The sequence below is a fragment of the Nocardioides allogilvus genome, assembly GCF_003047285.1.
GTDB classification, from domain to species: domain Bacteria; phylum Actinomycetota; class Actinomycetes; order Propionibacteriales; family Nocardioidaceae; genus Nocardioides; species Nocardioides allogilvus.
The window spans coordinates 51,117-73,548 of the sequence record NZ_PZYX01000004.1; the positions used below are offsets into that span (position 1 = coordinate 51,117).

Sequence of the window (22,432 nt, forward strand, 5' to 3'; positions counted from 1 at the left end):
GGCTTCGCCTCCACGCTCAGTCACTCAGATCGGCATCCGAACTGCCTGCAGTTGGCGGACCGCGACCACGTCGGCCAGCGCCTGACGGACGTAGTCGGGCGCGTACATCACCTCGGCCCAGGTGAACCGGACGACGACGTACCCGAGCCGCGCAAGCGCGGTGTAGCGCCTCACGTCTCGTGCAAGCGCTTCCTTGGTCCCGTGGTGCGCGAAGGATTCACACTCGACGACGATGCCGAGCTCCTTGTCCAGCAGATCGACCCGCGCCGTACGACCGATCCATGCCTGCGGCCGCACACACAGGCCTGGCACCGAGTTGGCGATCGCCCGGGTGCAGGACTCGAAGGCATTGGCGGACCGGTAGTCGGCGTCCCTCGCGACTCGGAGTGCCTTCGCTCGACCCGACCTGGGTGACGCCAGCGCCGCCGCGATGAGCTGGGTCTGGGTCACGGTGCGCTCGCGAAGGGCGGAGTCGGCCACGCACAAAGCCACGTCGTAGTCATAGCTGCGAGCGCACGCGATCACTGTGTCGATGCGCGAGGTCACGCGGTCTTCGAGCTCATCGGTCCGGAGCGGGCGCCAGTGGCATTCGAAGCCGGACACGGCCCGTGAGGTGCGTGGGAGGGTGATGGTCGACCGGCTCGGGACGGACTTGAGGGTCCACTCGTAGTGCAGCGCCGCACTCAGGTGCGACACCACGCCGCCGAGGGCTTCGGCCGTCGCGATCAGGCCTGCCCCGTCGCCGGCGACGTACTTGCCGTGCCGGACGCGGGTGATCTCCTTGGCCTCCAGCGCCTTCGTGATGGCCGTGATCGGCACGCCCATGGCCACCAACTGCTTGCGGCTGGCCACGCACCCGAGCTCCTCGAGAGCGGCCAGTGGAGTCATGCCCTCCACCTTGCCCGGGATCGCGCTCAGGCGTCGCCCGTCATCCACAGGCGATCAACTGCAGGCAGTTCGAGGCGCCGTACGGCGTTGCGGAGCGTGACAGCCGCAGCGCCGCGTCCCAACTGCCTGCAGCTGGTGGTGGATCAGCCCCCGAAGCCCTCGGCGTTCTGCGACTGCCAGCGCCACAGGTCGGTGAGCATGTCGTCGATGGAGCGGGTGGCCTTCCAGCCCAGCTCGGCCTCGGCGCGGGTGGGGTCGCCGAAGGACTCGGTCAGGTCGCCGGAGCGGCGCGGGCCGACGGTGTAGGGGACCTTCACGCCGGTCGCCTTCTCGAAGGCCGCGATCACCTCGAGGACCGACGAGCCGTGGCCGGTGCCGAGGTTCCACGCGCGGGCGCCACCCTCCATGGCGGCGAGGTGCTCCAGCGCGGCGACGTGGCCCGACGCGAGGTCAAGGACGTGGATGTAGTCGCGCAGCGGGGTGCCGTCGGGGGTGTCGTAGTCGTCGCCGAAGACGGTCAGCGACTCGCGTCGGCCGACCGCGACCTGGGCGATGTAGGGGGTGAGGTTGTTGGGGATGCCCGACGGGTCCTCCCCGATCTCGCCCGACTCGTGGGCCCCCACGGGGTTGAAGTAGCGCAGGATGCCGATGCGCCACGACGAGTCGGACGCGGCGACGTCGCGCAGGACCTGCTCGATCATCACCTTGGTCCAGCCGTAGGGGTTGTTGGCGCCCAGCGGCTCGTGGTCCTCCTGGTAGGGCACGGGGGCGTGGTCGCCGTACACCGTCGCGGAGGAGGAGAAGACCAGCTGGCGGGTGTCGGAGGCAGCCATGGCGCGCAGCAGGACGAGGGTGGACTCGAGGTTGTTGCCGTAGTAGGCGAGCGGCTTCGCCACGCTCTCCCCCACCGCCTTGAGGCCGGCGAAGTGGATCACCGAGTCGTAGCCACCGGCGGCGAACAGCGCCGTCACCGCCGGCTCGTCGCGCAGGTCGAGCTCGTGCACCCGCACGGTGCGCCCGGCCAGCTTCTCCACCCGCCGGATCGACTCGGCCGAGGAGTTGTCGAAGTTGTCGAGCACCTCGACGTCGTGTCCGTGGGAGAGCAGCTCGAGAACCGTGTGCGAGCCGATGTAGCCGGCGCCGCCGGTGACCAGGATCTTCATGGTGCGGAAGCCTACGGCCAACGGGACTGCCAGACTCACCCTCATGCCCACCGCACTCATCACCGGCATCACCGGCCAGGACGGCCTCTACCTCGCTGAGCTGCTGCTCGCGAAGGGGTATGACGTCCATGGCGTGATCCGCGGCCAGAACAACCCGCGACGCGAGCTCGTCGAGCGCCTCGTGCCCGACGTCCGGCTGCACAACGGTGACCTCACCGACCTGTCCAGCCTGATGCGGGCGCTGCGCGAGTCGCAGCCGGACGAGGTCTACAACCTGGGTGCGGTCAGCTTCGTGGCGTACTCCTGGGAGAACGCCTTCGTCACCAGCGACGTCACCGCGATCGGGGTGCTCAACCTCCTCGAGGCGGTCCGGCTGCACTGCGGCGACGACCCGTCGTCGGTGCGGTTCTACCAGGCGTCGAGCTCGGAGATGTTCGGGAAGGTGCAGGAGACCCCGCAGCGCGAGTCGACGCTGCTGTGGCCGCGCTCGCCCTATGGCGTGAGCAAGGTCTACGGCCACTACATGACGATCAACTACCGCGAGTCCTACGGCATGCACGCCAGCTCCGGGATCCTGTTCAACCACGAGTCCCCGCGACGCGGCGAGGAGTTCGTCACCCGCAAGGTCAGCAAGGCCGTCGCCGCGATCAAGCTCGGCATGCAGGACGAGCTGGTGATGGGCAACCTCGACGCGCGCCGCGACTGGGGCTTCGCCGGTGACTACGTCGACGCCATGTGGCGGATGCTGCAGCAGCCCGAGGCCGACGACTACGTCATCGCGACCGGCGAGACCCACACGATCGAGGAGCTGGTCCGGGTCGCGTTCGCCCACGTCGGCATCGACGACTGGAAGCGCTACGTCCGTCAGGACCCTGCGTTCATGCGCCCCGCCGAGGTGGACGAGCTGATCGGCGACGCCAGCAAGGCGCGCGAGGTTCTCGGCTGGGAGCCGACGGTCCGCTTCGAGGAGCTCGTCGCCATGATGGTCGACGCCGACGTCGCCGCCCTGAAGGCGGGCTGGTGACCCGGGCCCTGGTCACCGGCATCGGCGGCCAGGACGGCAGCTACCTCGCCGAGCGGCTGCTCGCCGAGGGCACCGAGGTGCACGCCCTCGTCCTGCGCGACGACGCGTCTCCGCCGTACTGCCCGCCCGAGGTGACCCTGCACGTCGGCGACCTCGCCGACGTCGAGGCCACCCGACGGCTCGTGCTCGACCTGGCGCCCGACGAGGTCTACAACCTCGCGGCGATCAGCTCGGTCGCGCAGTCGTGGGACGAGCCCGACCTGACGGCGCGGGTCAACGGCTTCGCGGCCGTCGCCCTGATGGAGTCGGCGCGGCTGGTCGGCGACCACGTGCGGATCGTCCAGGCCTCCAGCGCGGAGATCTTCGGGCAGCCCGACCACTCGCCGCAGACCGAGCACACGCCCGTCCGCCCGCTCAACCCGTACGGCGCCGCGAAGGCCTTCGCACATCTCACGGTCGCCGTACACCGCCAGCGAGGCGTGCACGCCTCCAGCCTGGTGCTCTACAACCACGAGTCCCCGCGCCGGCCGACGAGATTCGTGACCCGCAAGATCACGGCCGGCGTCGCTGCCATCGCCCAGGGGCGGGCCGAGAGCCTCACCCTCGGCAACCTCGACGCCCGCCGCGACTGGGGTTGGGCGCCCGACTACGTCGACGCGATGGTGCGGGCCGCCCGGGCCGACGAGCCGGCCGACTACGTCATCGCCACGGGCGTGGGCCACACCGTCCGCGACTTCGTGGCCACCGCCTTCCGGCACGCCGGCATCAGCGACTGGGAAGGGCTGGTGAGCAGCGACGCCGCGCTGACCCGACCGGCCGACGCCACCGACCTCACGGGCGACGCCTCGCGGGCCCGCGAACGGCTCGGCTGGGCCCCCACCGTCGACTTCGACGGCGTCGTCTCGGCCATGGTCGAAGCAGACCTTCGTGAGATCACCTGACGATGGCGCGGTGACCTGAGAGGGTTGTCAGCGTTGTCAAGGGCATGAACACCGTCGAGGCGAGGTCGAGCGTGAGGCTGGAGAGTGCGGACACCGTGCGCTCTGCCGCCGCGACCCGCTGGGCCAAGCGCACCTTCGACGTCGCGGGGGCGCTCGCCCTGCTGGTGCTTTTCGCGCCGGTGATCGCGCTGGCCGCGGCCCGCATCCACCTGCACGACCGCGGCCCCGTGTTGTTCCGGCAGCGCCGCGTCGGTCGCGACGGCGAGCACTTCAGGTGTCTCAAGCTGCGCTCGATGGTGGTCGACGCCGAGGACCTGCTGCCCGACCTGCAGACCCGGAGCGGGCACACCGAGGGCCTGTTCAAGCTGCGCGACGACCCCCGCATCACGAGACCGGGCGTGTGGCTGCGCCGTTTCTCGCTGGACGAGCTGCCCCAGCTGGTCAACGTGCTGCGCGGCGAGATGAGCCTGGTGGGGCCCCGCCCGCCACTGCCGACCGAGGTCAGCGCCTACACCGACGAGATGCAGCGACGACTGCGCGTGCGCCCCGGGATGACCGGCCTGTGGCAGGTCTCCGGGCGCTCGGAGCTGTCGTGGGACGAGGCGATCCGCCTCGACCTCCACTACGTCGACAACTGGTCGATGCTTCAGGACCTGGTGATCCTGGCCCGCACCTTCACCGCCGTGATGAGCGGCCGCGGGGCCTACTGACCCTGCAGCTCCTCGAGCAGTCCGAGGAGGTAGGCGCCGTAGCCGCTCTTGACCAGGGGTTCGGCGCGCTCGGCCAGCTCGGCATCCGAGAGGAAGCCCATCCGCCAGGCGACCTCCTCGGGCGCACCGATCTTGAAGCCCTGCCGGCCCTCGATCGTGCGGACGAAGTTGCTCGCGTCGTTGAGCGAGTCGAAGGTGCCGGTGTCGAGCCACGCGGTGCCGCGCGGCAGAACCTCCACCTGGAGGTTGCCCTGCTCGAGATAGATCCGATTGAGGTCGGTGATCTCGAGCTCGCCGCGCGCCGACGGCTCGAGGTCGGCGGCGTGGCCGATCACGTCGTTGTCGTAGAAATAGAGGCCCGGGACCGCGAAGTGGCTCTTGGGGTGTTCCGGCTTCTCCTCCAGCGAGAGCGCCCGGCCCTCGTCGTCGAACTCGACCACGCCGTAGGCCTTGGGGTCGGCCACGTGGTAGCCGAACACCGCTGCGCCCTGCAGGTCCTCGAAGCGTCGCAGCCGGGTGCCGAGGCCGGTGCCGTAGAAGATGTTGTCGCCGAGCACGAGCCCGACCGTCTCGTTGCCGATGTGGTCGGCACCGATGATGAAGGCCTGGGCGAGCCCGTCGGGACTCGGCTGCACCGCGAAGGTGATGTTGATGCCGAACTGGGAGCCGTCACCGAGCAGGCGGTGGAAGCCCTCGGCCTCGTGCGGCGTGGTGATGATCAGCACGTCCCGGATCCCCGCCAGCATCAGCGTCGAGAGGGGGTAGTAGATCATCGGCTTGTCGTAGACCGGCACGAGCTGCTTGCTGATGCCCTGGGTGATCGGGTGCAGTCGCGACCCCGTGCCCCCGGCCAGAATGATTCCGCGCATGGCGGCCACCCTATGGCCTGGGGCGTTTGGCACCATGACGGCCATGCCCGCCGCCGCCGAACTGCTCCGCCACCCCCGTCGGCGCCACGTCTCGCTGGCGCTGGGGGCGATCGCGGTGCTGCTGACGCTCGCGTTCGCCGTACCCGTCGGCTGGTCGTGGTGGCAGGGGAAGCAGGCCCAGGTCTCGCTCGAGCAGGCGATCGTCGCGCTCCAGGACGAGGACGTCGACACCGCGCGCGAGCACGTCGAGGACGCCCGGGCGTACGCCGATCGCGGGATCGCTTCCCGCCACGGACTGCTCGGCGTGCTGTGGCGCAACCTGCCGGTCCTGTCAGCGGCAGCGGACGACGCCGTCCGGATGGCCGACTCCGTGGACGACCTGACGGCAGTGGCCGAGGCGGCGATGGCGGTCTACCCGCAAATCTCCGGCGACGAGGGCCGGCTGGTGACCGACGGCAAGGTCGACCTCGACCTGCTGGACGACGTCCTCGGCTCCTTCGACGAGGTCGAGGGGCGTCTGGCCGACGCCCACGCCTCCTTGGCCGCCGTCGAGGCCGACGCTCCCCTGCTCGGGTCGACGATCGCGGAATTGCGACACGACGGGCTCGCCGGGATCCGGCCGGTCCGGCGCGGCATGAAGACGCTGGCCCCGATCGTCGACGTGCTGCCCAGCGTGCTCGGGTCCCGAGGAGAGCGCGACTACCTCATCGCCATCCTCAACCCGGCCGAGCAGCTCTTCTCGGGCGGCACCCCGCTGACCTTCACCCCGATGTCGGTTCGCGACGGCCGGATCGAGATGGGCGAGCCGCAGGACACCGCCACCCACGGCGTCGCCTTCCAGCCCCGCTTCTGGCCGAAGGTCAAGGGCAACCCGTTCCACCACGGCAAGCTGCGCATCGGCACCGCGACCTTCGCGCCTGACTGGTCAGTCTCCGGCGAGGAGGCGCTGCGCGCGTGGCGCAGCCTGCGAGGCAAGCAGATGGACGGGTTGATCGCCATCGACGTGATGGCGCTGCGCGACCTGGTGGCCATCACCGGCCCGCTCGACGTGCCCCACTACGGCGAGGTCTCGGCCGACAACTTCGTCCAGGTCCTGATCGGCAACTACGACGCCATCCCCGACTACCGCGTGCGGCACCAGATCAACCAGTCGCTGGTGCCGATCTTCCGTGACAGGTTCTTCCGGACCGGGCAGTTCGTGGAGAAGTTCCAGGCCGTCCGGGCCTCTGCCCGGGGCAGGCACTTCGCGGTGTACCTGCGCGACCCTGCCGCCCAGGCCGCCTTCTCCGGGCTCGGCCTCACCGGCGAGCTGTCCGACACCCGCCACGACTACCTCGGCGTGTTCACGCAGAACGCGGTGCCGAGCAAGACCGACTACTGGCAGAACCGCACGGTGACCTCGGACGTCCGGCTCGAGCCGGACGGCAGCGCCCGCGTCACCACGACGACCCAGATCCACAACGACAGCACCCCCTATCCCTTCGAGGGGCCCGATCCGCGCGAGGGCTACTCCACCCGCTTCGCCACCCTCTCGATCGGCCAGTTCTTGCCCAAGGGCGTCCGCAACGTGCAGGCACGCGTCGACGGCGAGAAGTTCGTGCCGACGCTCAACGACTTCTACGGTCGCCCGTTCGTACGCCGCACGGTCGCCTTCAAGCCCCAGGAGACGCGCGACTTCGCGGTCGCCTACGACGTACCCAGCGCCGCCCTGGTGAAGAACGGCAAGCTCGTCTACCGCCTGGACATCGACCCGCAGGGCCTGGTGCGGCCGTCGGCGATCAGCGTCAGCGTGCACCTGCCGCGCGGCTACGAGCCCGTCGACCTGCCGCCGGGGTGGATCGAGCTCGACGAGGACACCGTCGCCTGGGGTGGCGCGGCGCTGGTGGAGGGACAGTCCTTCAAGGTCAGGACCGCGGAGGGAGGATGACCGACGCCGCGACGAAACCCCATAGGATCCCGCCCATGGATCGTCTTCTCGTGACCGGCGGCGCCGGCTTCATCGGCTCCAACTTCGTCCACTACCTCATGCGCGAGACCGACGCACGCGTCACGGTGCTGGACAAGATGACCTACGCAGCCAGCAAGGAAGCCCTCGACGGCCTCCCCGAGGACCGGGTGTCCCTGGTCGTCGGTGACATCGCCGACGCCGACGTCGTCGACCCGCTCGTCGCCGAGCACGACGCCGTCGTGCACTACGCGGCCGAGTCGCACAACGACAACTCGCTCAACGACCCGTCGCCGTTCATCAAGACCAACATCCTCGGCACGTTCACCATCCTCGAGGCCGTGCGCAAGCACGAGAAGCGCCTCCACCACGTTTCCACCGACGAGGTGTACGGCGACCTGGAGCTCGACGACCCGAAGCGGTTCACCGAGGACACCCCGTACAACCCCTCGTCTCCCTACTCCGCCTCGAAGGCCGGCTCCGACCACCTCGTGCGCGCGTGGGTCCGCTCCTTCGGCGTCCAGGCGACCGTCTCGAACTGCTCGAACAACTACGGCCCGTGGCAGCACATCGAGAAGTTCATCCCGCGCCAGATCACCAACGTCATCGACGGCATCCGCCCCAAGCTCTACGGCTCGGGTGAGAACGTCCGCGACTGGATCCACGCCGACGACCACTCCTCCGCCGTGTGGACGATCCTGAACAAGGGCGCGATCGGCGAGACCTACCTCATCGGCGCGGACGGCGAGAAGAACAACCTCGAGGTCGTGCAGCTGATCCTGACCCTCATGGGCCAGCCCGCCGACGCCTTCGACCACGTCAACGACCGCGCCGGTCACGACATGCGCTACGCCATCGAGTCCGGCAAGCTGCGCCAGGAGCTCGGCTGGTCGCCGCAGTTCCAGGACTTCGAGTCCGGCCTGGCCAACACCATCGAGTGGTACAAGACGCACGAGGAGTGGTGGCGCCCGGTGAAGGAAGCCGTCGAGGCTGCCTACGCCCAGAAGGGCCAGTGACTTCTCCGCTGGTTGAGCAGCGAGGTACGAGCGTGTCGAAACCAAGGAGCCTCTAGATGTCCCTGCCCTCCCTCGAGACCACGCCCATCCCCGGCCTGGTCGTCGTCCGCCTCGACCGTCGTGACGACTCCCGCGGGTTCTTCAAGGAGAACTGGCAGCGCGAGAAGATGGTGGCGATCGGGCTGCCCGACTTCGGCCCCGTGCAGAACAACGTCTCCTTCAACTCCGACCGAGGCGTCACCCGCGGCATCCACACCGAGCCGTGGGACAAGTTCGTGTCGCTCGCGACCGGCCGGATCTTCGGTGCCTGGGTCGACATGCGCGAGGGCGAGTCGTTCGGCGCGACCTTCACACTCGAGATGGACACCGCGGTCGCGGTCTTCGTCCCGCGCGGTGTCGGCAACAGCTACCAGGTGCTCGAGGACGCGACGGCCTACACCTACCTCGTCAACGAGCACTGGCGTCCCGGCGTCGCCTACCCCGCGCTGGCGCTCGACGACCCGACCGTCGCGATCGCGTGGCCGATCCCGCTCGCCGAGGCAATCATCTCGGACAAGGACCAGAACAACCCGGCGCTCGACCCGTCGACCGCGATCGCCCCGAAGAAGACGTTGATCATCGGCGCCCGCGGCCAGCTCGGTCGTGCGCTGCAGGTCGACTTCCCCGGTGCCGACCTCGTCGACCTCGTCGCCGGCGACGGCGTGACGGCCCTCGACCTCACCGACCCTGCCGCAGTCGCCGCCTGGCCCTGGCACGAGTACGCCACCGTCCTCAACGCCGCCGCCTACACGGCCGTCGACGTCGCTGAGACGGCCGACGGTCGCCGTACGTCCTGGGCAGCGAACGCGACTGCCCCCGCGACCCTCGCCGGGCTGGCCCGCGACCACGGCTTCACGCTGGTGCACTACTCGTCGGAATACGTCTTCGACGGCACCGCCGAAGAACACACCGAGGACGAGCCCGTCTCCCCGCTCGGCGTCTACGCCCAGTCCAAGGCCGCCGGCGACATCGCCGTCGGGCTCGCACCGCGCCACTACCTCGTGCGCACCTCGTGGGTGATCGGCGACGGCAAGAACTTCGTCCGCACCATGGCCGACCTCGCCGCCAAGGGCGTCTCGCCGTCGGTGGTCAGCGACCAGGTCGGTCGGCTCACCTTCGCCGACGAGCTCTCGCGCGCGACGAAGCACCTCATCGACTCCAACGCCTCGTTCGGCACCTACAACGTGTCGAACTCGGGGGCCGCCATGTCGTGGGCGGAGATCGCCCGCGAGGTCTTCACCCGCTCCGGCCGTGCCGCCGAGGACGTCTCGGAGACGACGACCGCGGAGTACGCCGCCGGCGTGCTCGAGAAGGGCAACCCCTTCGCCCCCCGCCCGCTGCAGTCGGCGATGTCGCTTGCGAAGATCCGCGCCACCGGCTTCGAGCCCGAGGACGCGCTCGTCGCGCTCGACCGCTACCTCGCCTGATCCGGCGGTCACCGCTGGTTGAGCAGGCGCGCCAGCGCCGTGTCGAAACCAAGGTGCCTCAGTCTCGACACTCCTCGCTGCACTCGCAGCGGGTGGGGTCGCCTCAGGACGAGGCGGCGTCCGAGCGGCCGTAGTCGTCCTCGAGCCGGCAGATGTCGTCCTCGCCGGTGTAGCCGCCACGCTGGACCTCGATGATGACGAGCTCCTCGTTGTGCATGTTGGTGATGCGATGCGCAGCACCTTGGCTCACGTCGATGGAGTGGCCGGGGCCGATGACGTGCGTCTCGCCGTCCACGACACAGGTGGCCATCCCGAAGATCACCACCCAGTGCTCGGAACGGTGCTCGTGGGTCTGGTAGGACAGCCGCTGTCCGGGCTTCACATGGATGCGCTTGACCTTGTAGCCGACCCCTTCGTCGATCACGTGCCACGAGCCCCACGGCCGCTCTTCCGAGTCCATCGACATCCACAAACCCCGTCTACCTCGCTTGATGACGCGCACACCATAACGGCGCACGGCGCACGTAAGGTTAACCGTGTGACCGTCTATGCCCTCGAGGGCTACACCTCTCTGTTGGTGCTCCTCGTCATGCTCGGCGTGAAGGGCTTCGCGTTCATCAACGCCGTGCTCTACCCCACCGAGGCCTACCCCGCGTCCAGTCGCGGCACCAAGGCCGCCTGGACGATCGGCCTCGGTCTCGGTCTGGTCGCCCAGATCCTGATCCCCACGCCGTTGACCCTGATCAATCTGGCCTTCACGATCGCCGCGTTCGTCTACCTCGCGGACACCCGCCCCGCTCTCGCCGAGGTCACCCAGCGCCGCTGACCCTGCAGACGCACGAAGCCCCCGGCATGACGCCGAGGGCCTCGTGAGAATCCTGGGAGGGAGGATTCAGGGAGTCAGAACAGCGTCAGCTGTCCGTCGTCTTCTCTTCAGTCGCCCAGCTTCTCGGCGGCGTCGGAGACGGCCTTGACCGCGGTGCTGGCGGTCTTCTTGGCCGAGGTGACGGTGGCCTTGGCGGACGACTTGGTCGCCGCAGCCTTCTTGGCGGCCGGCTTCGCGGCGGTCTTGGTCGTGGTGGCGGTCTTCTTCGCGGCGGTCTTCGCCTGCGTCGTGGACGTGCCAGTGGCCTTCTTGGCCTGCGTGGTGGTGGCCTTGGCCTTCGACACGGTGGTCTGGGCGGACTTCACGGTCGCCTTGGTGGACTCCTGGCGACGGATGCGGCCGACGAGCGACTCGCCGCGCTTGACCAGGTCGGTGTAGGTGTCGGTGGCGACGGAGACGTTGCCGTCGACGAGGGTCTGGACCTTGGCGGGGTAGGCCTTGGCCTCGGCCTGCAGCTCGGCGACGCGGGTCTCGATCGCCTTGCGGCGAGCCTTGGCGTCGGTGGTGAGGGCGTCGACGCGGGCGTTGACGACCGTCACGGCCTGCTCGCGCAGCGCCTTCGGGTTGGCGACCTTCGTCTGCACGTCGGCGACGCGAGCGGTGACGTCCTTCTGGACGCCCGCGAGGCGGGTCTGGGTCTCCGACACGAAGTCGCGGACGACCTCGACGGCGAGGTCGGTGACGCCGACGCCCGCGAGGAGCGGCTTGGTGGCCTCGGTCTTGATGTCGAACTTGGTCTTCGCCATGTCATTTCTCCATGTGTTGGGTTGCTTCGGGATCCTGCCCCGCATTGAGCGCGAGGAAGGACGAATAGACATCCAGCAAGGACTGCTTCTGGCGCTCCGTGAGGCCCGCATCCGCGAGGATGGCGAGCTCGACCGTCGCGCCGACGTGCTCGACGGGGCTGACGATGCCGGCCCGGACGTAGAGCTGTTCGGCGGAGATGCGCAGCGCCTTGGCGATCTGCTGGAGAACTTCTGCCGAGGGCCGGCGCAGACCGCGTTCGATCTGGCTCAGGTAGGGGTTGCTGACGCCGACCTGCTCACTGAGCTGCCGCAGGGACAGCCGCGACGCGAGTCGCTGCTCCCTGAGGAACCCCCCGAGTGACTCGACGACGGTCTTCCCGTCCTTGCCCTTGGCCATGTCGCCATCTTGCTAACAACTGTTAGCAAAATGCAAACTCAGCCTAGGTGACTGCGCTCACATGTCCCTATCCATGGGCCTTTTCCCGCTAACAGCACCGGTTCCAGCGGAGCCGTGCTGCTCGGCTCCGCTCCTTCGCCCGGGCATCTCCGTGAGCACCTGGACCGCGGTCGGCTTCGGCGGATCGCTGCTGGTCGAGGCCTGCCAGGCCTTGCTGCCGGGTCGCTTCTCCAACCATGTCGACGCCGTCGCCAACACCCTCAGTGCAGCCCTCGGGGCACTGGTCGCGTGGGTCGTCCTGCGCGCGCGGCGTCAGTAGCAGGCGCGGATCTCGCCGACCGGCTTCCCGCCACCCAGCAGGGTCAGCTCCCCGGTCCTGCGTACGGCGACGCCATCCACCCCGTCGAGGTCGAGCACGCCCGAGCGTTCGAGGGCGGCCGCCATCAGCACAGGGCGCACCCGCGGCGCACCGTCGTCGGTCTTGAGCGCGAACGCCCGTCCGTCGGGCAGCGCCACGACGTAGCAGGACTCGGCCCCGGCCTTGCCGATGGCGCCGGGGATGGCGGTGAGCAACGCGAGCTCGTCGCGGGTGGTGCCCGAGACGAAGGCCGGGTGCGCGCGGATCGCCTCGGCGATCTGGCGCTCAGGACCCGCGGCGGCGACGGCCAGCGCGCGGAAGGCCCGGGCCAGGCCGATCAGCGAGGTCGAGAGCAGAGGTGCTCCGCACCCGTCGACGGCCACGACGTCGACCGGCTCGCCCGTGAGCTCGGCGAAGGTCTCCGCGATCGCGACCTGCAGGGGATGCTTCGGGTCGAGGTAGTCGTCGATCGACCAGCCGTTGAGCACGCAGGTGGCGAGCATCGCGGCGTGCTTGCCCGAGCAGTTCATCTGGAGCGACGTCTTGGCGCCGCCGTCGCGGATCACCGCATCCCGGGCGGAGTCGTCGAGTGGGTAGTCGAGCGGGGTCTGCAGTGCGGACTCGTCGAGTCCGGCGCCGGCCAGGATCCGGCGTACGCCGTCGAGGTGGAAGGGCTCGCCGGAGTGCGACGCACACGCGAGCGCGAGCAGCTCGGGCGGCAGGTCGAGGCCGGCGCGCACCATGGCGAGCGCCTGGATCGGCTTGTTGCAGGACCTCGGCAGGATCGGCGCGTCGACCATGCCGACGGCCCACTCGACCTCGCCGGCGGCGTCGAGCGCCACGACCGATCCGTAGTGGTGGCCCTCCACGAAGCCCGAACGCACGATCTCTGCAACGACGACTGGTGCTGACATGCCTGCAGGCTAGTGCCCGCGGACTGGCAGGATTGCAGCCGTGTCGACACCCCAGCCCAGCCCTCAGCACTGCCCCACGCCCCGCGAGCTCGATGACCTCCAGCTCCTCACGACCGGCGCACTGGCTCCGCTCACCGCGTTCAACGAACCCGGCAGCGTGGTCACCGTGGACCTGCCCGCCGAGATCGCCGCCGCCGAGTCCGTCGAGCTCGTCGATCCCGAGGGCCTGCCGCTGGCGACCCTGTCGCCCGCGACCGGGGCCGTGACCGCGCTGACGCACGCACAGTTCGGACCCTTCCGCCGGCTCCACCTGTCCCCCGCCGAGGTGCGCGAGCAGCACGCCGGTCGCACGGTGGTGCCGGTGACCGATGCCCTCACCGAGGCCGAGCTCGACGAGCTCCGCGCCCTCGGTCCGGTGCTGCTGCTCGCCTTCGCCGGTCACGGCACCTCCCGCCTGTCCTCGGTCGCCCTCGTCCGCGCCACGCTCGCGGCCTGTGACCTCCTCGACGATGCAGCCGTCGTCGTGGTCCCGCTCGCCGCCCACGGTGACCCCGAGGCCGATCACGACCTCGGGGTGCAGGTCGCAGCGACGTACGCCGCGGGCGACCCGGTCCACGCCCTGGCCGACACCGACGGGCCCTACCCCGAGACCATCGCCGCGATCGTCGAGCGCGACCTGCCTGCGCCCGAGGACCAGGGGCTGGTGCTGTTCTTCACCGGCCTGTCGGGCAGCGGCAAGTCCACGCTCGCCCAAGCCCTGATGGACCGCGTGCTGGAGCAGGGGCACCGCACCGTCACGAGCCTCGACGGCGACGTCGTGCGCCGCAACCTCAGTGCCGGCCTGACGTTCAGCAAGGCTGATCGCGAGACCAACATCCGCCGCATCGGCTGGGTGGCGGCCGAGATCTCGCGCCACGGCGGGCTCGCCGTGTGCAGCCCGATCGCGCCCTTCGACGAGACCCGCAAGCAGGTGCGAACGATGGTCGAGGAGGCGGGCGGCGCCTTCTTCCTCGTGCACGTCGCGACGCCGCTGGAGGAGTGCGAGCGGCGCGACCGCAAGGGGCTCTATGCCAAGGCCCGCCGCGGCGAGATCCCGGAGTTCACGGGCATCTCCTCGCCGTACGAGGAGCCCGAGGACGCCGCTGTGCGCGTCGACACCACCGGGCGGACGATCGAGGCAGCGCTCGACGACGTGATCGAGGCGCTGGCGGAGTCCGGCCACCTCGACCTCCGCACCGCCCCGGTGGTCGAGCAGGAAGGGGCGAGGTGAGGTCGGCGGCCGGCCGGCGGCGTGGGAATTCGGCTGCCGTGGCGGCAGCGTGCACAATCTCGACTATGTTGAGCGTGATTGTTCCCGTACGTCCCGAGGAGGACTGATGGCCGACCTTCTCACCATCACCGCACTGTCGATCCTGGCGGCCGGATTCTTCGTCGGAATCGTCGTCGGACTGACCGGGATGGGCGGCGGCGCGCTGATGACGCCCGCGCTGATCTTCCTCGGCGTCGGTGAGGCGGCGACCGTCGTCACCGCCGACCTGACGGCCGCAGCGGTCTACAAGACCGGCGGCGCGATCGTGCACAAGCGCGAGGGCTCGCCCAACATGCAGCTCGCCAAGTGGCTGATCATCGGCTCGGTGCCGATGGCGCTGCTCGGGCCCCACCTCGTCAGCTGGTTCGCCGATCCCGAGGACCTCGACGAGACCCTCAAGCTCTGCATCGGCTTCGCGCTGCTCTTCGCCGCCGCGACCTACGCGATGCGGCTCTACATCAACCTCAAGCGCGTCCGCGGCGACGGCGTGCAGGCCGAGGAGAACCCCGCCATCCGTCCGATCCCGACGCTGCTCGTCGGCGCCCTCGGCGGACTCCTCGTCGGCATCACCAGCGTCGGCTCCGGCTCGGTGATCATGATCGCGCTGCTGATGCTCTACCCCGGCCTCAGCGCCGTGAAGCTCGTCGGCACCGACCTCGTGCAGGCCGTGCCGCTGGTGATGGCCGCCGCCATCTCCAACATCGCCCTGCACGGTCTCGACTGGGGCGTGCTCATCCCGCTCGTCATCGGCTCGGTCCCCGGCACCCTCCTCGGCGCCAAGATCGCGCCCAAGGTCCCCCAGTCGATCATCCGCCGCGGCATCGTCGTGGTGCTGACCATGAGCGGCGTCGCGCTGCTCGACAAGGCCGGCTGGGCCCCGCTCGGTGCCGGTGAGGACGAGACCCACCCGATGCTGATCGCCGGCGTCGGCCTCTTCGTCGTGGTCGTGCTGCCGATCGTGTGGGGCTTCCTCCGCAAGTCGCAGGGGTTGCCGATGTTCGGCTCCCCCACCATCGCGCAGCTCGAGGACCCCAACTACAAACCGGGGCTCGTCGGGATGAAGCGCACCGACGACTAGGGCCACGTCTTCACAGCACCCGCCGTCTCGTGCGGCGTGTCGCTCTCGCCGTACGGCGTGTTGCGGCCCTGCGCCTCGAGAAGCGGCCCTCTGTGGAGAACCGTTCGCGCCTCCGCCGCCCGTTGGCGAGACTCGCGGCATGGACCCCGTGGCCGCACTCACCCGCCTGGGTGGCATCGCGTCCACGCGTGAGGTGATCGGCCTGACCACGCGCAAGCGTCTGCGGCGCGCGGTTTCCACCGGCCGGGTCGTGCACGTGTCGCGTTCGCGCTACGCCTTGCCCTCCCAGGACGAGGCGCAGGCCGTGGCAGTCGCGATCGACGGCCACCTCCGGCTGCTCTCCGCGGCGGCACACTGGGGGTGGAAGGTGAAGTGGTCGGCACAGTGGCCACACATCCAGGTGGCGGCGACGCCGTCCGAGACGATCGACGCGTCCCTGACCGTCGGGGCCCTCCCACGCGCCGACCTCGACGGGTGGGCGACCTCCCGGGTCCGCACCGTGCTGGACTGCGCGGCCGAGCTGCCCTTCGACGAGGCCCTGTCGGTGGCGGACTCGGCCCTGCGCAGCGGGGAGGTGACGCGCGAGGAGCTCGAGGCCGCCCTGACGGCAGCCGCCCCTGCGGCTGCACGGCGCGTGGTGGCGCATTCGACCCACCTCGCCGCCAACCCGTTCGAGTCGGTGCTCCGCGCGATCCTGATCGAGGCGGGCATCGCCGTGGTGCCCCAATGGGCGACCACCATCAACGGGGTCACCTACCACCCTGACCTCGCCGACCCCTTCAACGGCATCGCCATCGAGGCGGACTCGTTCGCGCACCATGGCGAGAAGGACGCCCACGACCAGGACTGCCTGCGCTACAACGCTCTGGTCACCGGCGGATGGATCGTGCTGCGCTTCACGTGGGACCAGGTGATGTTCAAGCCCGCTGAGGTCGTGGCCACCGTCCGCGCAGCCCTCGCCCTGCCCCGCGCCGCCTGACGGGGCCACTTCCTGGCGCCGCCGGGCGTTGCCTGCGGCGTGTCCTCTCGCCGTACGGCGCGTTGCGGGCCATTCGCCAGAAAACGGGCCCTTCCTCAGCTCAGCCCGAGCAACGAGCGGCACTCGGCGGGCGTCATCGGGGTCCGCTGCGCCAGCTCCCCCATCGCCACGGCCCGTGACACGAGCTGGGCGTTGGACTCGACGGGCACGCCCCGGCTGATGGTCAGGACGTCCTCCATCCCCACGCGCAGGTGCCCGCCCATGGACAGCGACGCCATGGCGACCGACAGCGTCGAGCGCCCGATCCCGGTGGCCGCCCACGACGTCACCTCGGGAGGCAGTGCCGCGACGGCGGCGACCAGCGCTGGCGCCGTACCAGGCATGCCGCCCGGCACGCCCATCACGAAGTCGACGTGCGCCTTGCCGCCAGCCGGCACCCCGAACTCGCGGAACAGCCGTCCCAGCGCGTGCACCTGCCCGAGGTCGAAGAGCTCGAACTCCGGCGCGATCCCCCGTGAGAGGGCGAGCTGGTAGAGCTCCTTGACGAACGGCCACGGGTTGAGGAACACGTCGTCGCCGAAGTTGGTGGTGCCCATCGTCAGGCTGCAGCTGTCGGGCTCGGCGTCCAGCACCTTGAGCCGCTCCTCGAGCGGGTCGTGGACCGAACCGCCCGTGGAGAGCTGCACGACGAGCGAGGACGACGACCGCACCGCCGCGACCCACTCGCGCAGCAGCCCCTGGTCGAGCGTCGGCGCGTGCGACGCGTCGCGCACGTGGATGTGGATCATGGCGGCACCTGCCGCCTCGCAGTCGGCGGCAGTCCGGGCGAGCTCCTCGGGGGTGGTGGGGAGCTGCGGGCAGTCGGCCTTGGTGGTCTCGGCGCCGGTGGGCGCCACGGTGATCAGCAGTGGAGCGGACATGAGCGGCATCCTTGCACCATGCGTGCAGTCATCCAGCGGGTCCTGAGTGCCAGCGTGTCCGTCGACGGCGAGGTCGTCGGCGCGATCACCGACCCCGGCCTCCTCGTCTACCTCGGCATCACCCACACCGACGGACCGCGCGACGTCGAATGGATGGCACGCAAGGTCCGCGACGTCCGCATCCTGCGCGACGAGCAGTCCGCCGGCGACGTCGACGCGCCCGTCCTGGTCGTCAGCCAGTTCACGTTGTACGGCGACGCGCGCAAGGGTCGCAGGCCCACGTGGATCGCCGCCGCTCCGCGCGAGATCAGCGAGCCGACGTACGCCGCTGTGTGCGCCGAGCTGGAACGGCTGGGCACCCCCGTGGCGCGCGGGGTGTTCGGGGCCGACATGCAGGTGAGCTCGGTCAACGACGGCCCGATCACCGTGATCCTCGACTCCCCGGGGTCCGCCAGCGACGCGTGATGCGACGTTCCCCGCGGGCATCGCTACGATGTGGGCTGCTGTCCCCCAGAGAGGCCCCTCGTCTGTCATGACAACCACCCACGCCGACTACCAGCTGAGTCAGCTCGACCAGCTCGAGGCCGAGTCGATCCACATCTTCCGTGAGGTCGCCGCCGAGTTCGAGAAGCCGGTCCTCATGTTCTCCGGTGGCAAGGACTCCATCGTCATGCTCCGGCTGGCGGAGAAGGCCTTCTACCCCGCCAAGCTGCCCTTCCCGCTGCTCCAGGTCGACACCGGCCTGGACTTCGACGAGGTGCTCTCGACCCGCGACAACTGGGTCGACCGCCTCGGCGCGCGGATCCACATCGCCAGCGTCGACGACGCGATCGCCAACGGCGTCGTGATCGACGACGGCAAGACCTCGCGCAACCGTCACCAGATCGGCACCCTGCTCAACGCCATCGAGGAGAACGGCTTCACCGCCGCCTTCGGTGGTGGCCGTCGTGACGAGGAGAAGGCCCGCGCCAAGGAGCGCGTCTACTCCCACCGCGACGAGTTCGGCCAGTGGGACCCGAAGATGCAGCGCCCCGAGCTGTGGAGCCTCTACAACGGTCGCATCCACGCCGGCGAGCACATGCGGATCTTCCCGCTGTCCAACTGGACCGAGCTGGACATCTGGCACTACATCGACCGCGAGCAGATCGAGATCCCCTCGATCTACTTCGCCCACGAGCGCCAGGTCATCCTGCGCGACGGCATGTGGCTCTCGCTCTCCGACGCCGTGCAGCCCGTCGGCAACGAGCAGGTCGAGACCAAGATGGTCCGCTTCCGCACCGTCGGCGACAAGTCCCAGACCGGTTGCGTCGAGTCGACCGCGTCCACCACTGCCGAGATCATCGACGAGATCGCGATCGCCCGGGTCACCGAGCGCGGCGCGACCCGTGGCGACGACCGGTTCTCCGAGGCGGCCATGGAAGACCGCAAGAAGGAAGGCTACTTCTGATGGGCACCCCCCAGACCTCCTCTGACCACGGTCAGATGGACCTCCTCCGCTTCGCCACCGCGGGCTCCGTCGACGACGGCAAGTCCACGCTCATCGGTCGCCTGCTGCTCGACTCCAAGTCGATCTTCGAGGACCAGCTCGAGGCCGTCGAGGCCTCCTCGGTGTCCAAGGGCTACGACTACACCGACCTGGCGCTGCTGACCGACGGTCTGCGCTCCGAGCGCGAGCAGGGCATCACCATCGACGTGGCCTACCGCTACTTCGCGACGCCCAGCCGCAAGTTCATCATCGCCGACACCCCGGGCCACATCCAGTACACCCGCAACATGGTCACCGGTGCCTCCACCGCCGACCTGGGCCTCGTGCTGGTCGACGCCCGCCAGGGCCTGACCGAGCAGTCGCGACGTCACGCCGTGCTCCTCTCCCTGCTGCGGGTCCCGCACCTCGTGCTGGCCGTGAACAAGATGGACCTGGTCGACTGGTCCGAAGAGGTCTACGACAAGATCCACAAGGAGTTCACGACCTTCGCCACGAAGCTGAACATCCCCGACCTCGAGGTCATCCCGATCTCGGCGCTGCAGGGTGACAACGTCGTGACGCGCAGCGAGAACACCCCGTGGTACTCCGGCCCGACGCTGATGCACCACCTCGAGAACGTGCACGTCGCCTCCGACCGTGACCTCGTCGACGTCCGTTTCCCCGTGCAGTTCGTGGTGCGGCCCAAGTCCGACGAGTTCCACGACTACCGCGGCTACGCCGGACAGGTCGCCGGTGGCGTCCTCAAGCCCGGCGACGAGGTCGTGGTGCTGCCCAGCGGCATGACGTCCAAGATCCAGGGCATCGACCTCTTCGACCAGGAGGTCGCCGAGGCGTTCCCGCCGATGTCGGTGACCGTCCGCCTCGAGGACGACGTCGACGTCTCGCGCGGCGACATGATCGCTCGCGTCAACAACGCGCCGAAGCCCAGCCAGGACATCGACGCGATGGTCTGCTGGATGACCAACGAGCCGCTCAAGCCGCGGCAGAAGCTCCAGATCAAGCACACGACGCGTACGGCGCGTGCCATGGTCAAGGACATCCAGTACCGCCTCGACGTGAACAGCCTGCACCGCGACCAGGACACCAAGGAGCTCGGTCTCAACGAGATCGGCCGCATCCAGCTGCGCACCACCGTGCCGCTGCTGTGCGACCCCTACTCGAAGAACCGCACCACCGGCTCCTTCATCCTGATCGACGAGGCGACCGGTGTCACCGTCGGCGCCGGCATGATCAACAACGCCAGCTAGAACTCGGCGTCACATACGAACTGCCCGCCTGGCTCGACCAGGCGGGCAGTTCGCATTTCGATGGCAGAGGACCGCCGGGCTCAGGGCGCCGGGTCGGCCCACACCTTCACCCAGTCGACGTCCATGTGCTGCGGGAGCTTGTCCTCGCCCCCGAGGTGCTGGAGCTCGTAGTCAGAGCTGAGCAGGCTCAGGATGAGGAACTCCGGCTGCCCGGACACGCCCTGCGTGATGGTGTTGGTGACCTGGCCGTCGATGCGGAAGACGTACTTCTTCGGGGTCCACTCGACCGAGAACACGTGGAACTTCGACGACCAGTCGCCGCCGAACTGCTCGGGGTCAGGCAGCCAGCCGCCGGCCGTCTTGCCCTTCGCGGTGGGGTGCCAGTAGACGAAGCTCGTCAGGCCGCCGTCGGGGTGGTCGTCGCCGAAGTACTCGATGACGTCGATCTCGGCGCCGGTGACCTTCGCGTCCCCGGTGGGCTTGGGCCCGAAGCCCTGCATCCAGAAGGACCCGTGCTGGCCACGGAGCTCCTGGAACTTGATGCGTGCGGCGGCGTGGCCGTACCTGAAGCTGAAGCCCGTGCCGATGTGGCCGTTGAGGCGGTAGTTGTACTTCTCACCCTTGACCCGGCACGTGCCCTTCTTCGGGTCGTCAATGACGCTCAGCCGCACGACACCGTCGACCCACTCGACTGCGTCGTCGGAGGCACGCGAGCACAGCCGGACACCGGCATAGCCTTGGTCGCGCGTCGCCCAGACGTCCTTGAGCTGCTCGTCGAACTCGTCGGTGAAGGTCGCCTCGGGCGCGTCGGCGGTGGACAGGTGGATGCCCACGGGCTCGTCACCCTCGGACACCACGCGCAGCTCGCTCGCCTCGCCGACGGTCAGCGCGACCCGGCCCTTCTCGTCGGTCTCGGCACTGTCCTCGAGGGTCCAGTCGTCACCGTCGGCGACCTGGAGCTCCACCACCTGGCCGGCCGAGGCTCCCTCGATCGTCGCGTCGACGACGTACTCCGCGTCGGACGACTCCTCGGTGTCCTCACCGGGAGCCGCGAGCTGGGGCAGCACCACGGCTGTGATGCCGGCGCCGTCGTCGTAGTCGGACTCGGCGACGTCGATGCCGGAGGCTCCGGAGCACGCGGTGAGCGCGGTGAGGCAGACGAGGGCGGCGGTGTGCCGCAGGGCAGTGCTGGTTCGAGACCTGGTGCGAGACATGGCCTGCATCTTGCCCTAGCGCGCGAGCCGCATCCCGAGGAGGTAGAGCTCGCACCCCAGGCAGAAGCCGAAGACGGCGTTGAGCAGCGCCGCAGCCACGGCGAAGCCGATCGCCACCTGCGCGACCACCAGCGCACCGGCAGCGAAGCCGAGCAGCGCCACGACGGTGAAGGCCAGTCCGACGGCCTGGGCGAACCGCGGCGGCCTCGGGTCCTCGAGCGCGGCCGGCGGCGCGAGGCGCGGCTTGACCAGGGTCTTGAAGACGTAGGCCGTCGGCGTCCGCTGCACACCGAGGGTGGCACCCGTCAGGAAGAAGAGTGCCTGCACGGCGACGAGCGCCACGGCGACCGGCGTCGGCGCCAGCAGCGCCGCGGCGAGCAGCACGAGGGTCACAGCCGCGGTGAAGCGCGGGCCACGGGGATCGATCACGAGTCAGCTCCGGTCGGTAGGGCGGCGAGCACCTGGGCGCGCTGCGGGGCACCCGCAGCGCGGGCGACCTCGTGGCCGCGCGAGTCGAGCACGAGCGTCGTGGGAGTACGCCGCACGTCGAGCGCCCGCACGAGGTCGAGGTGCTTCTCGGCGTCGATCTCGACGTGGCGTACGCCGATCTCCCGCTGTGCGACGTCCGCGAGCACCACCCGGGTCGTCCGGCAGGGTGCGCAGAAGGCAGAGGAGAACTGGACGAGCGTGGCCCGCTCGCCGAGCGACGCGGCGGGGAGCGCGTCGCTCACGTGCCCCCACGTGTGGGACACCGGCTCGCTGCCGAAGTCCCCGTCGGTGGCGCGCCGGAACAGGCCGAAGCCCACCGCCACGACGACGGCGAGAGCGAGGATCACGATTCCGGTCACACCAGCCTCCAACAACACGAGCGGCTCC

25 protein-coding genes are annotated in these 22,432 nt (G+C 69.6%); 14 read left to right on the forward strand and 11 right to left on the reverse strand.

Features of this window, described 5'->3' with window-relative positions:
- Positions 1-24: 24 nt before the first annotated feature.
- Together C9J87_RS08405 and galE are read right to left on the reverse strand one after the other, a co-directional pair.
- Positions 25-888 carry a DUF559 domain-containing protein gene (locus tag C9J87_RS08405; RefSeq protein ID WP_156887246.1) on the reverse strand — a complete coding sequence of 288 codons (864 nt, stop codon included), beginning with the start codon at positions 886-888 and terminating at the stop codon, positions 25-27.
- A gap of 143 nt (positions 889-1,031) precedes the next feature.
- Positions 1,032-2,051, reverse strand: coding sequence for a UDP-glucose 4-epimerase GalE (gene galE, locus C9J87_RS08410; protein WP_107705251.1), 1,020 nt, complete (start codon positions 2,049-2,051; stop codon positions 1,032-1,034).
- 43 nt (positions 2,052-2,094) lie between these two features.
- On the opposite strand from galE, the gene C9J87_RS08415 reads away from it, so the two are divergent.
- From C9J87_RS08415 to C9J87_RS08425, 3 genes are read left to right on the forward strand one after another with little or no spacing between them, the layout of a single operon-like run.
- Complete coding sequence (locus C9J87_RS08415; protein ID WP_107705252.1) at positions 2,095-3,075, forward strand: GDP-mannose 4,6-dehydratase; 981 nt, start codon at positions 2,095-2,097, stop codon at positions 3,073-3,075.
- Entirely contained in the window at positions 3,072-4,016 is a 945-nt protein-coding gene (locus tag C9J87_RS08420; protein ID WP_107705253.1) for a GDP-mannose 4,6-dehydratase, read from the forward strand. The genes C9J87_RS08415 and C9J87_RS08420 overlap by 4 nt, the downstream gene beginning before the upstream one ends.
- Positions 4,017-4,060: 44 nt before the next feature.
- Positions 4,061-4,726 (forward strand): sugar transferase, encoded by a 666-nt coding sequence (locus tag C9J87_RS08425; protein ID WP_107705254.1) that lies wholly within the window; start codon positions 4,061-4,063, stop codon positions 4,724-4,726.
- Here the strand turns inward: C9J87_RS08425 and rfbA are convergent.
- Positions 4,720-5,595, reverse strand: coding sequence for a glucose-1-phosphate thymidylyltransferase RfbA (rfbA, locus tag C9J87_RS08430; RefSeq protein WP_010834153.1), 876 nt, complete (start codon positions 5,593-5,595; stop codon positions 4,720-4,722). The two genes, C9J87_RS08425 and rfbA, sit on opposite strands and share 7 nt — an antisense overlap.
- Positions 5,596-5,638: 43 nt before the next feature.
- On the opposite strand from rfbA, the gene C9J87_RS08435 reads away from it, so the two are divergent.
- The 3 genes from C9J87_RS08435 to C9J87_RS08445 are packed head-to-tail and all read left to right on the forward strand — an operon-like array spanning position 5,639 to position 10,022.
- Entirely contained in the window at positions 5,639-7,522 is a 1,884-nt protein-coding gene (locus C9J87_RS08435) for a DUF4012 domain-containing protein (RefSeq protein WP_157953153.1), read from the forward strand.
- A 35-nt stretch (positions 7,523-7,557) separates the two neighbouring features.
- Entirely contained in the window at positions 7,558-8,556 is a 999-nt protein-coding gene (gene rfbB, locus C9J87_RS08440) for a dTDP-glucose 4,6-dehydratase (RefSeq protein WP_107705256.1), read from the forward strand.
- 56 nt (positions 8,557-8,612) lie between these two features.
- Entirely contained in the window at positions 8,613-10,022 is a 1,410-nt protein-coding gene (locus C9J87_RS08445) for a sugar nucleotide-binding protein (RefSeq protein ID WP_107705257.1), read from the forward strand.
- Between the two features lie 103 nt (positions 10,023-10,125).
- Here the strand turns inward: C9J87_RS08445 and C9J87_RS08450 are convergent, their stop codons facing one another.
- Positions 10,126-10,482: a phosphomannose isomerase type II C-terminal cupin domain gene (locus C9J87_RS08450; RefSeq protein ID WP_232819975.1), complete on the reverse strand. Its 357-nt coding sequence runs from the start codon at positions 10,480-10,482 to the stop codon at positions 10,126-10,128.
- Positions 10,483-10,560: 78 nt separating this feature from the next.
- Between C9J87_RS08450 and C9J87_RS19645 the strand changes: the two genes are divergently transcribed.
- Complete coding sequence (locus tag C9J87_RS19645) at positions 10,561-10,848, forward strand: DUF2516 family protein (protein ID WP_157953154.1); 288 nt, start codon at positions 10,561-10,563, stop codon at positions 10,846-10,848.
- Between the two features lie 107 nt (positions 10,849-10,955).
- On the opposite strand, the gene C9J87_RS08460 is transcribed toward C9J87_RS19645, so the two are convergent.
- On the reverse strand, positions 10,956-11,654 hold the full coding sequence (locus C9J87_RS08460) for a hypothetical protein (RefSeq protein WP_107705259.1): 699 nt from the start codon (positions 11,652-11,654) through the stop codon (positions 10,956-10,958).
- Between the two features lies 1 nt (position 11,655).
- Positions 11,656-12,051, reverse strand: coding sequence for a helix-turn-helix domain-containing protein (locus tag C9J87_RS08465; RefSeq protein WP_107705260.1), 396 nt, complete (start codon positions 12,049-12,051; stop codon positions 11,656-11,658).
- A 73-nt stretch (positions 12,052-12,124) separates the two neighbouring features.
- Between C9J87_RS08465 and C9J87_RS08470 the strand changes: the two genes are divergently transcribed.
- Positions 12,125-12,370, forward strand: a complete 246-nt coding sequence (locus C9J87_RS08470; RefSeq protein ID WP_232820015.1) for a VanZ family protein — start codon at positions 12,125-12,127, stop codon at positions 12,368-12,370.
- Here the strand turns inward: C9J87_RS08470 and C9J87_RS08475 are convergent.
- On the reverse strand, positions 12,364-13,323 hold the full coding sequence (locus tag C9J87_RS08475) for an asparaginase (protein WP_107705262.1): 960 nt from the start codon (positions 13,321-13,323) through the stop codon (positions 12,364-12,366). The two genes, C9J87_RS08470 and C9J87_RS08475, sit on opposite strands and share 7 nt — an antisense overlap.
- Positions 13,324-13,363: 40 nt before the next feature.
- Here C9J87_RS08475 and cysC point away from each other — a divergent pair, with 40 nt between their 5' ends.
- The 3 genes from cysC (at position 13,364) to C9J87_RS08490 (ending at position 16,689) form a co-directional block, all read left to right on the forward strand.
- The gene (gene cysC / locus C9J87_RS08480) at positions 13,364-14,593 is read left to right on the forward strand and encodes an adenylyl-sulfate kinase (protein ID WP_107705263.1); all 1,230 of its coding nucleotides are present in this window, start codon (positions 13,364-13,366) and stop codon (positions 14,591-14,593) included.
- A 106-nt stretch (positions 14,594-14,699) separates the two neighbouring features.
- Positions 14,700-15,710 carry a sulfite exporter TauE/SafE family protein gene (locus C9J87_RS08485; RefSeq protein WP_107705264.1) on the forward strand — a complete coding sequence of 337 codons (1,011 nt, stop codon included), beginning with the start codon at positions 14,700-14,702 and terminating at the stop codon, positions 15,708-15,710.
- 139 nt (positions 15,711-15,849) lie between these two features.
- Positions 15,850-16,689, forward strand: a complete 840-nt coding sequence (locus tag C9J87_RS08490) for a DUF559 domain-containing protein (protein WP_010834167.1) — start codon at positions 15,850-15,852, stop codon at positions 16,687-16,689.
- Positions 16,690-16,784: 95 nt separating this feature from the next.
- Here the strand turns inward: C9J87_RS08490 and C9J87_RS08495 are convergent, their stop codons facing one another.
- A complete protein-coding gene (locus C9J87_RS08495) occupies positions 16,785-17,609 on the reverse strand; it encodes a BKACE family enzyme (RefSeq protein WP_198652309.1) in 825 nt (274 codons plus the stop codon).
- An 18-nt stretch (positions 17,610-17,627) separates the two neighbouring features.
- Between C9J87_RS08495 and dtd the strand changes: the two genes are divergently transcribed.
- From dtd to C9J87_RS08510, 3 genes are all read left to right on the forward strand, one after another.
- Positions 17,628-18,074: a D-aminoacyl-tRNA deacylase gene (gene dtd, locus C9J87_RS08500; protein WP_107705266.1), complete on the forward strand. Its 447-nt coding sequence runs from the start codon at positions 17,628-17,630 to the stop codon at positions 18,072-18,074.
- A 67-nt stretch (positions 18,075-18,141) separates the two neighbouring features.
- Complete coding sequence (gene cysD, locus C9J87_RS08505) at positions 18,142-19,056, forward strand: sulfate adenylyltransferase subunit CysD (protein ID WP_107705267.1); 915 nt, start codon at positions 18,142-18,144, stop codon at positions 19,054-19,056.
- Positions 19,056-20,342: a sulfate adenylyltransferase subunit 1 gene (locus C9J87_RS08510; protein WP_107705268.1), complete on the forward strand. Its 1,287-nt coding sequence runs from the start codon at positions 19,056-19,058 to the stop codon at positions 20,340-20,342. Before cysD ends, C9J87_RS08510 begins: the two co-directional genes overlap by 1 nt.
- An 80-nt stretch (positions 20,343-20,422) precedes the next feature.
- Here C9J87_RS08510 and C9J87_RS08515 read toward each other — a convergent pair whose 3' ends face one another.
- The 3 genes from C9J87_RS08515 to C9J87_RS08525 are packed head-to-tail and all read right to left on the reverse strand — an operon-like array spanning position 20,423 to position 22,404.
- Positions 20,423-21,556, reverse strand: coding sequence for a glycoside hydrolase family 16 protein (locus C9J87_RS08515; protein WP_157953155.1), 1,134 nt, complete (start codon positions 21,554-21,556; stop codon positions 20,423-20,425).
- 15 nt (positions 21,557-21,571) lie between these two features.
- Positions 21,572-21,985 (reverse strand): DUF4395 domain-containing protein, encoded by a 414-nt coding sequence (locus tag C9J87_RS08520; RefSeq protein ID WP_036491268.1) that lies wholly within the window; start codon positions 21,983-21,985, stop codon positions 21,572-21,574.
- Positions 21,982-22,404 (reverse strand): TlpA family protein disulfide reductase, encoded by a 423-nt coding sequence (locus C9J87_RS08525; protein WP_010834184.1) that lies wholly within the window; start codon positions 22,402-22,404, stop codon positions 21,982-21,984. The genes C9J87_RS08520 and C9J87_RS08525 overlap by 4 nt, the downstream gene beginning before the upstream one ends.
- Positions 22,405-22,432 lie beyond the last annotated feature (28 nt).

What these genes read in the sequence shown, in the direction of transcription:
- C9J87_RS08405 (WP_156887246.1), bottom strand. Translation starts at nt 888, where the DNA reads ATGACTCCACTGGCCGCTCTCGAGGAGCTCGGGTGCGTGGCCAGCCGC.
- galE (WP_107705251.1), bottom strand. Translation starts at nt 2,051, where the DNA reads ATGAAGATCCTGGTCACCGGCGGCGCCGGCTACATCGGCTCGCACACG.
- C9J87_RS08415 (WP_107705252.1), top strand. Translation starts at nt 2,095, where the DNA reads ATGCCCACCGCACTCATCACCGGCATCACCGGCCAGGACGGCCTCTAC.
- C9J87_RS08425 (WP_107705254.1), top strand. Translation starts at nt 4,061, where the DNA reads ATGAACACCGTCGAGGCGAGGTCGAGCGTGAGGCTGGAGAGTGCGGAC.
- rfbA (WP_010834153.1), bottom strand. Translation starts at nt 5,595, where the DNA reads ATGCGCGGAATCATTCTGGCCGGGGGCACGGGGTCGCGACTGCACCCG.
- C9J87_RS08435 (WP_157953153.1), top strand. Translation starts at nt 5,639, where the DNA reads ATGCCCGCCGCCGCCGAACTGCTCCGCCACCCCCGTCGGCGCCACGTC.
- rfbB (WP_107705256.1), top strand. Translation starts at nt 7,558, where the DNA reads ATGGATCGTCTTCTCGTGACCGGCGGCGCCGGCTTCATCGGCTCCAAC.
- C9J87_RS08445 (WP_107705257.1), top strand. Translation starts at nt 8,613, where the DNA reads ATGTCCCTGCCCTCCCTCGAGACCACGCCCATCCCCGGCCTGGTCGTC.
- C9J87_RS08450 (WP_232819975.1), bottom strand. Translation starts at nt 10,482, where the DNA reads ATGGACTCGGAAGAGCGGCCGTGGGGCTCGTGGCACGTGATCGACGAA.
- C9J87_RS08460 (WP_107705259.1), bottom strand. Translation starts at nt 11,654, where the DNA reads ATGGCGAAGACCAAGTTCGACATCAAGACCGAGGCCACCAAGCCGCTC.
- C9J87_RS08465 (WP_107705260.1), bottom strand. Translation starts at nt 12,051, where the DNA reads ATGGCCAAGGGCAAGGACGGGAAGACCGTCGTCGAGTCACTCGGGGGG.
- C9J87_RS08470 (WP_232820015.1), top strand. Translation starts at nt 12,125, where the DNA reads ATGGGCCTTTTCCCGCTAACAGCACCGGTTCCAGCGGAGCCGTGCTGC.
- C9J87_RS08475 (WP_107705262.1), bottom strand. Translation starts at nt 13,323, where the DNA reads ATGTCAGCACCAGTCGTCGTTGCAGAGATCGTGCGTTCGGGCTTCGTG.
- C9J87_RS08485 (WP_107705264.1), top strand. Translation starts at nt 14,700, where the DNA reads ATGGCCGACCTTCTCACCATCACCGCACTGTCGATCCTGGCGGCCGGA.
- C9J87_RS08490 (WP_010834167.1), top strand. Translation starts at nt 15,850, where the DNA reads ATGGACCCCGTGGCCGCACTCACCCGCCTGGGTGGCATCGCGTCCACG.
- C9J87_RS08495 (WP_198652309.1), bottom strand. Translation starts at nt 17,609, where the DNA reads ATGTCCGCTCCACTGCTGATCACCGTGGCGCCCACCGGCGCCGAGACC.
- dtd (WP_107705266.1), top strand. Translation starts at nt 17,628, where the DNA reads ATGCGTGCAGTCATCCAGCGGGTCCTGAGTGCCAGCGTGTCCGTCGAC.
- cysD (WP_107705267.1), top strand. Translation starts at nt 18,142, where the DNA reads ATGACAACCACCCACGCCGACTACCAGCTGAGTCAGCTCGACCAGCTC.
- C9J87_RS08510 (WP_107705268.1), top strand. Translation starts at nt 19,056, where the DNA reads ATGGGCACCCCCCAGACCTCCTCTGACCACGGTCAGATGGACCTCCTC.
- C9J87_RS08515 (WP_157953155.1), bottom strand. Translation starts at nt 21,556, where the DNA reads ATGTCTCGCACCAGGTCTCGAACCAGCACTGCCCTGCGGCACACCGCC.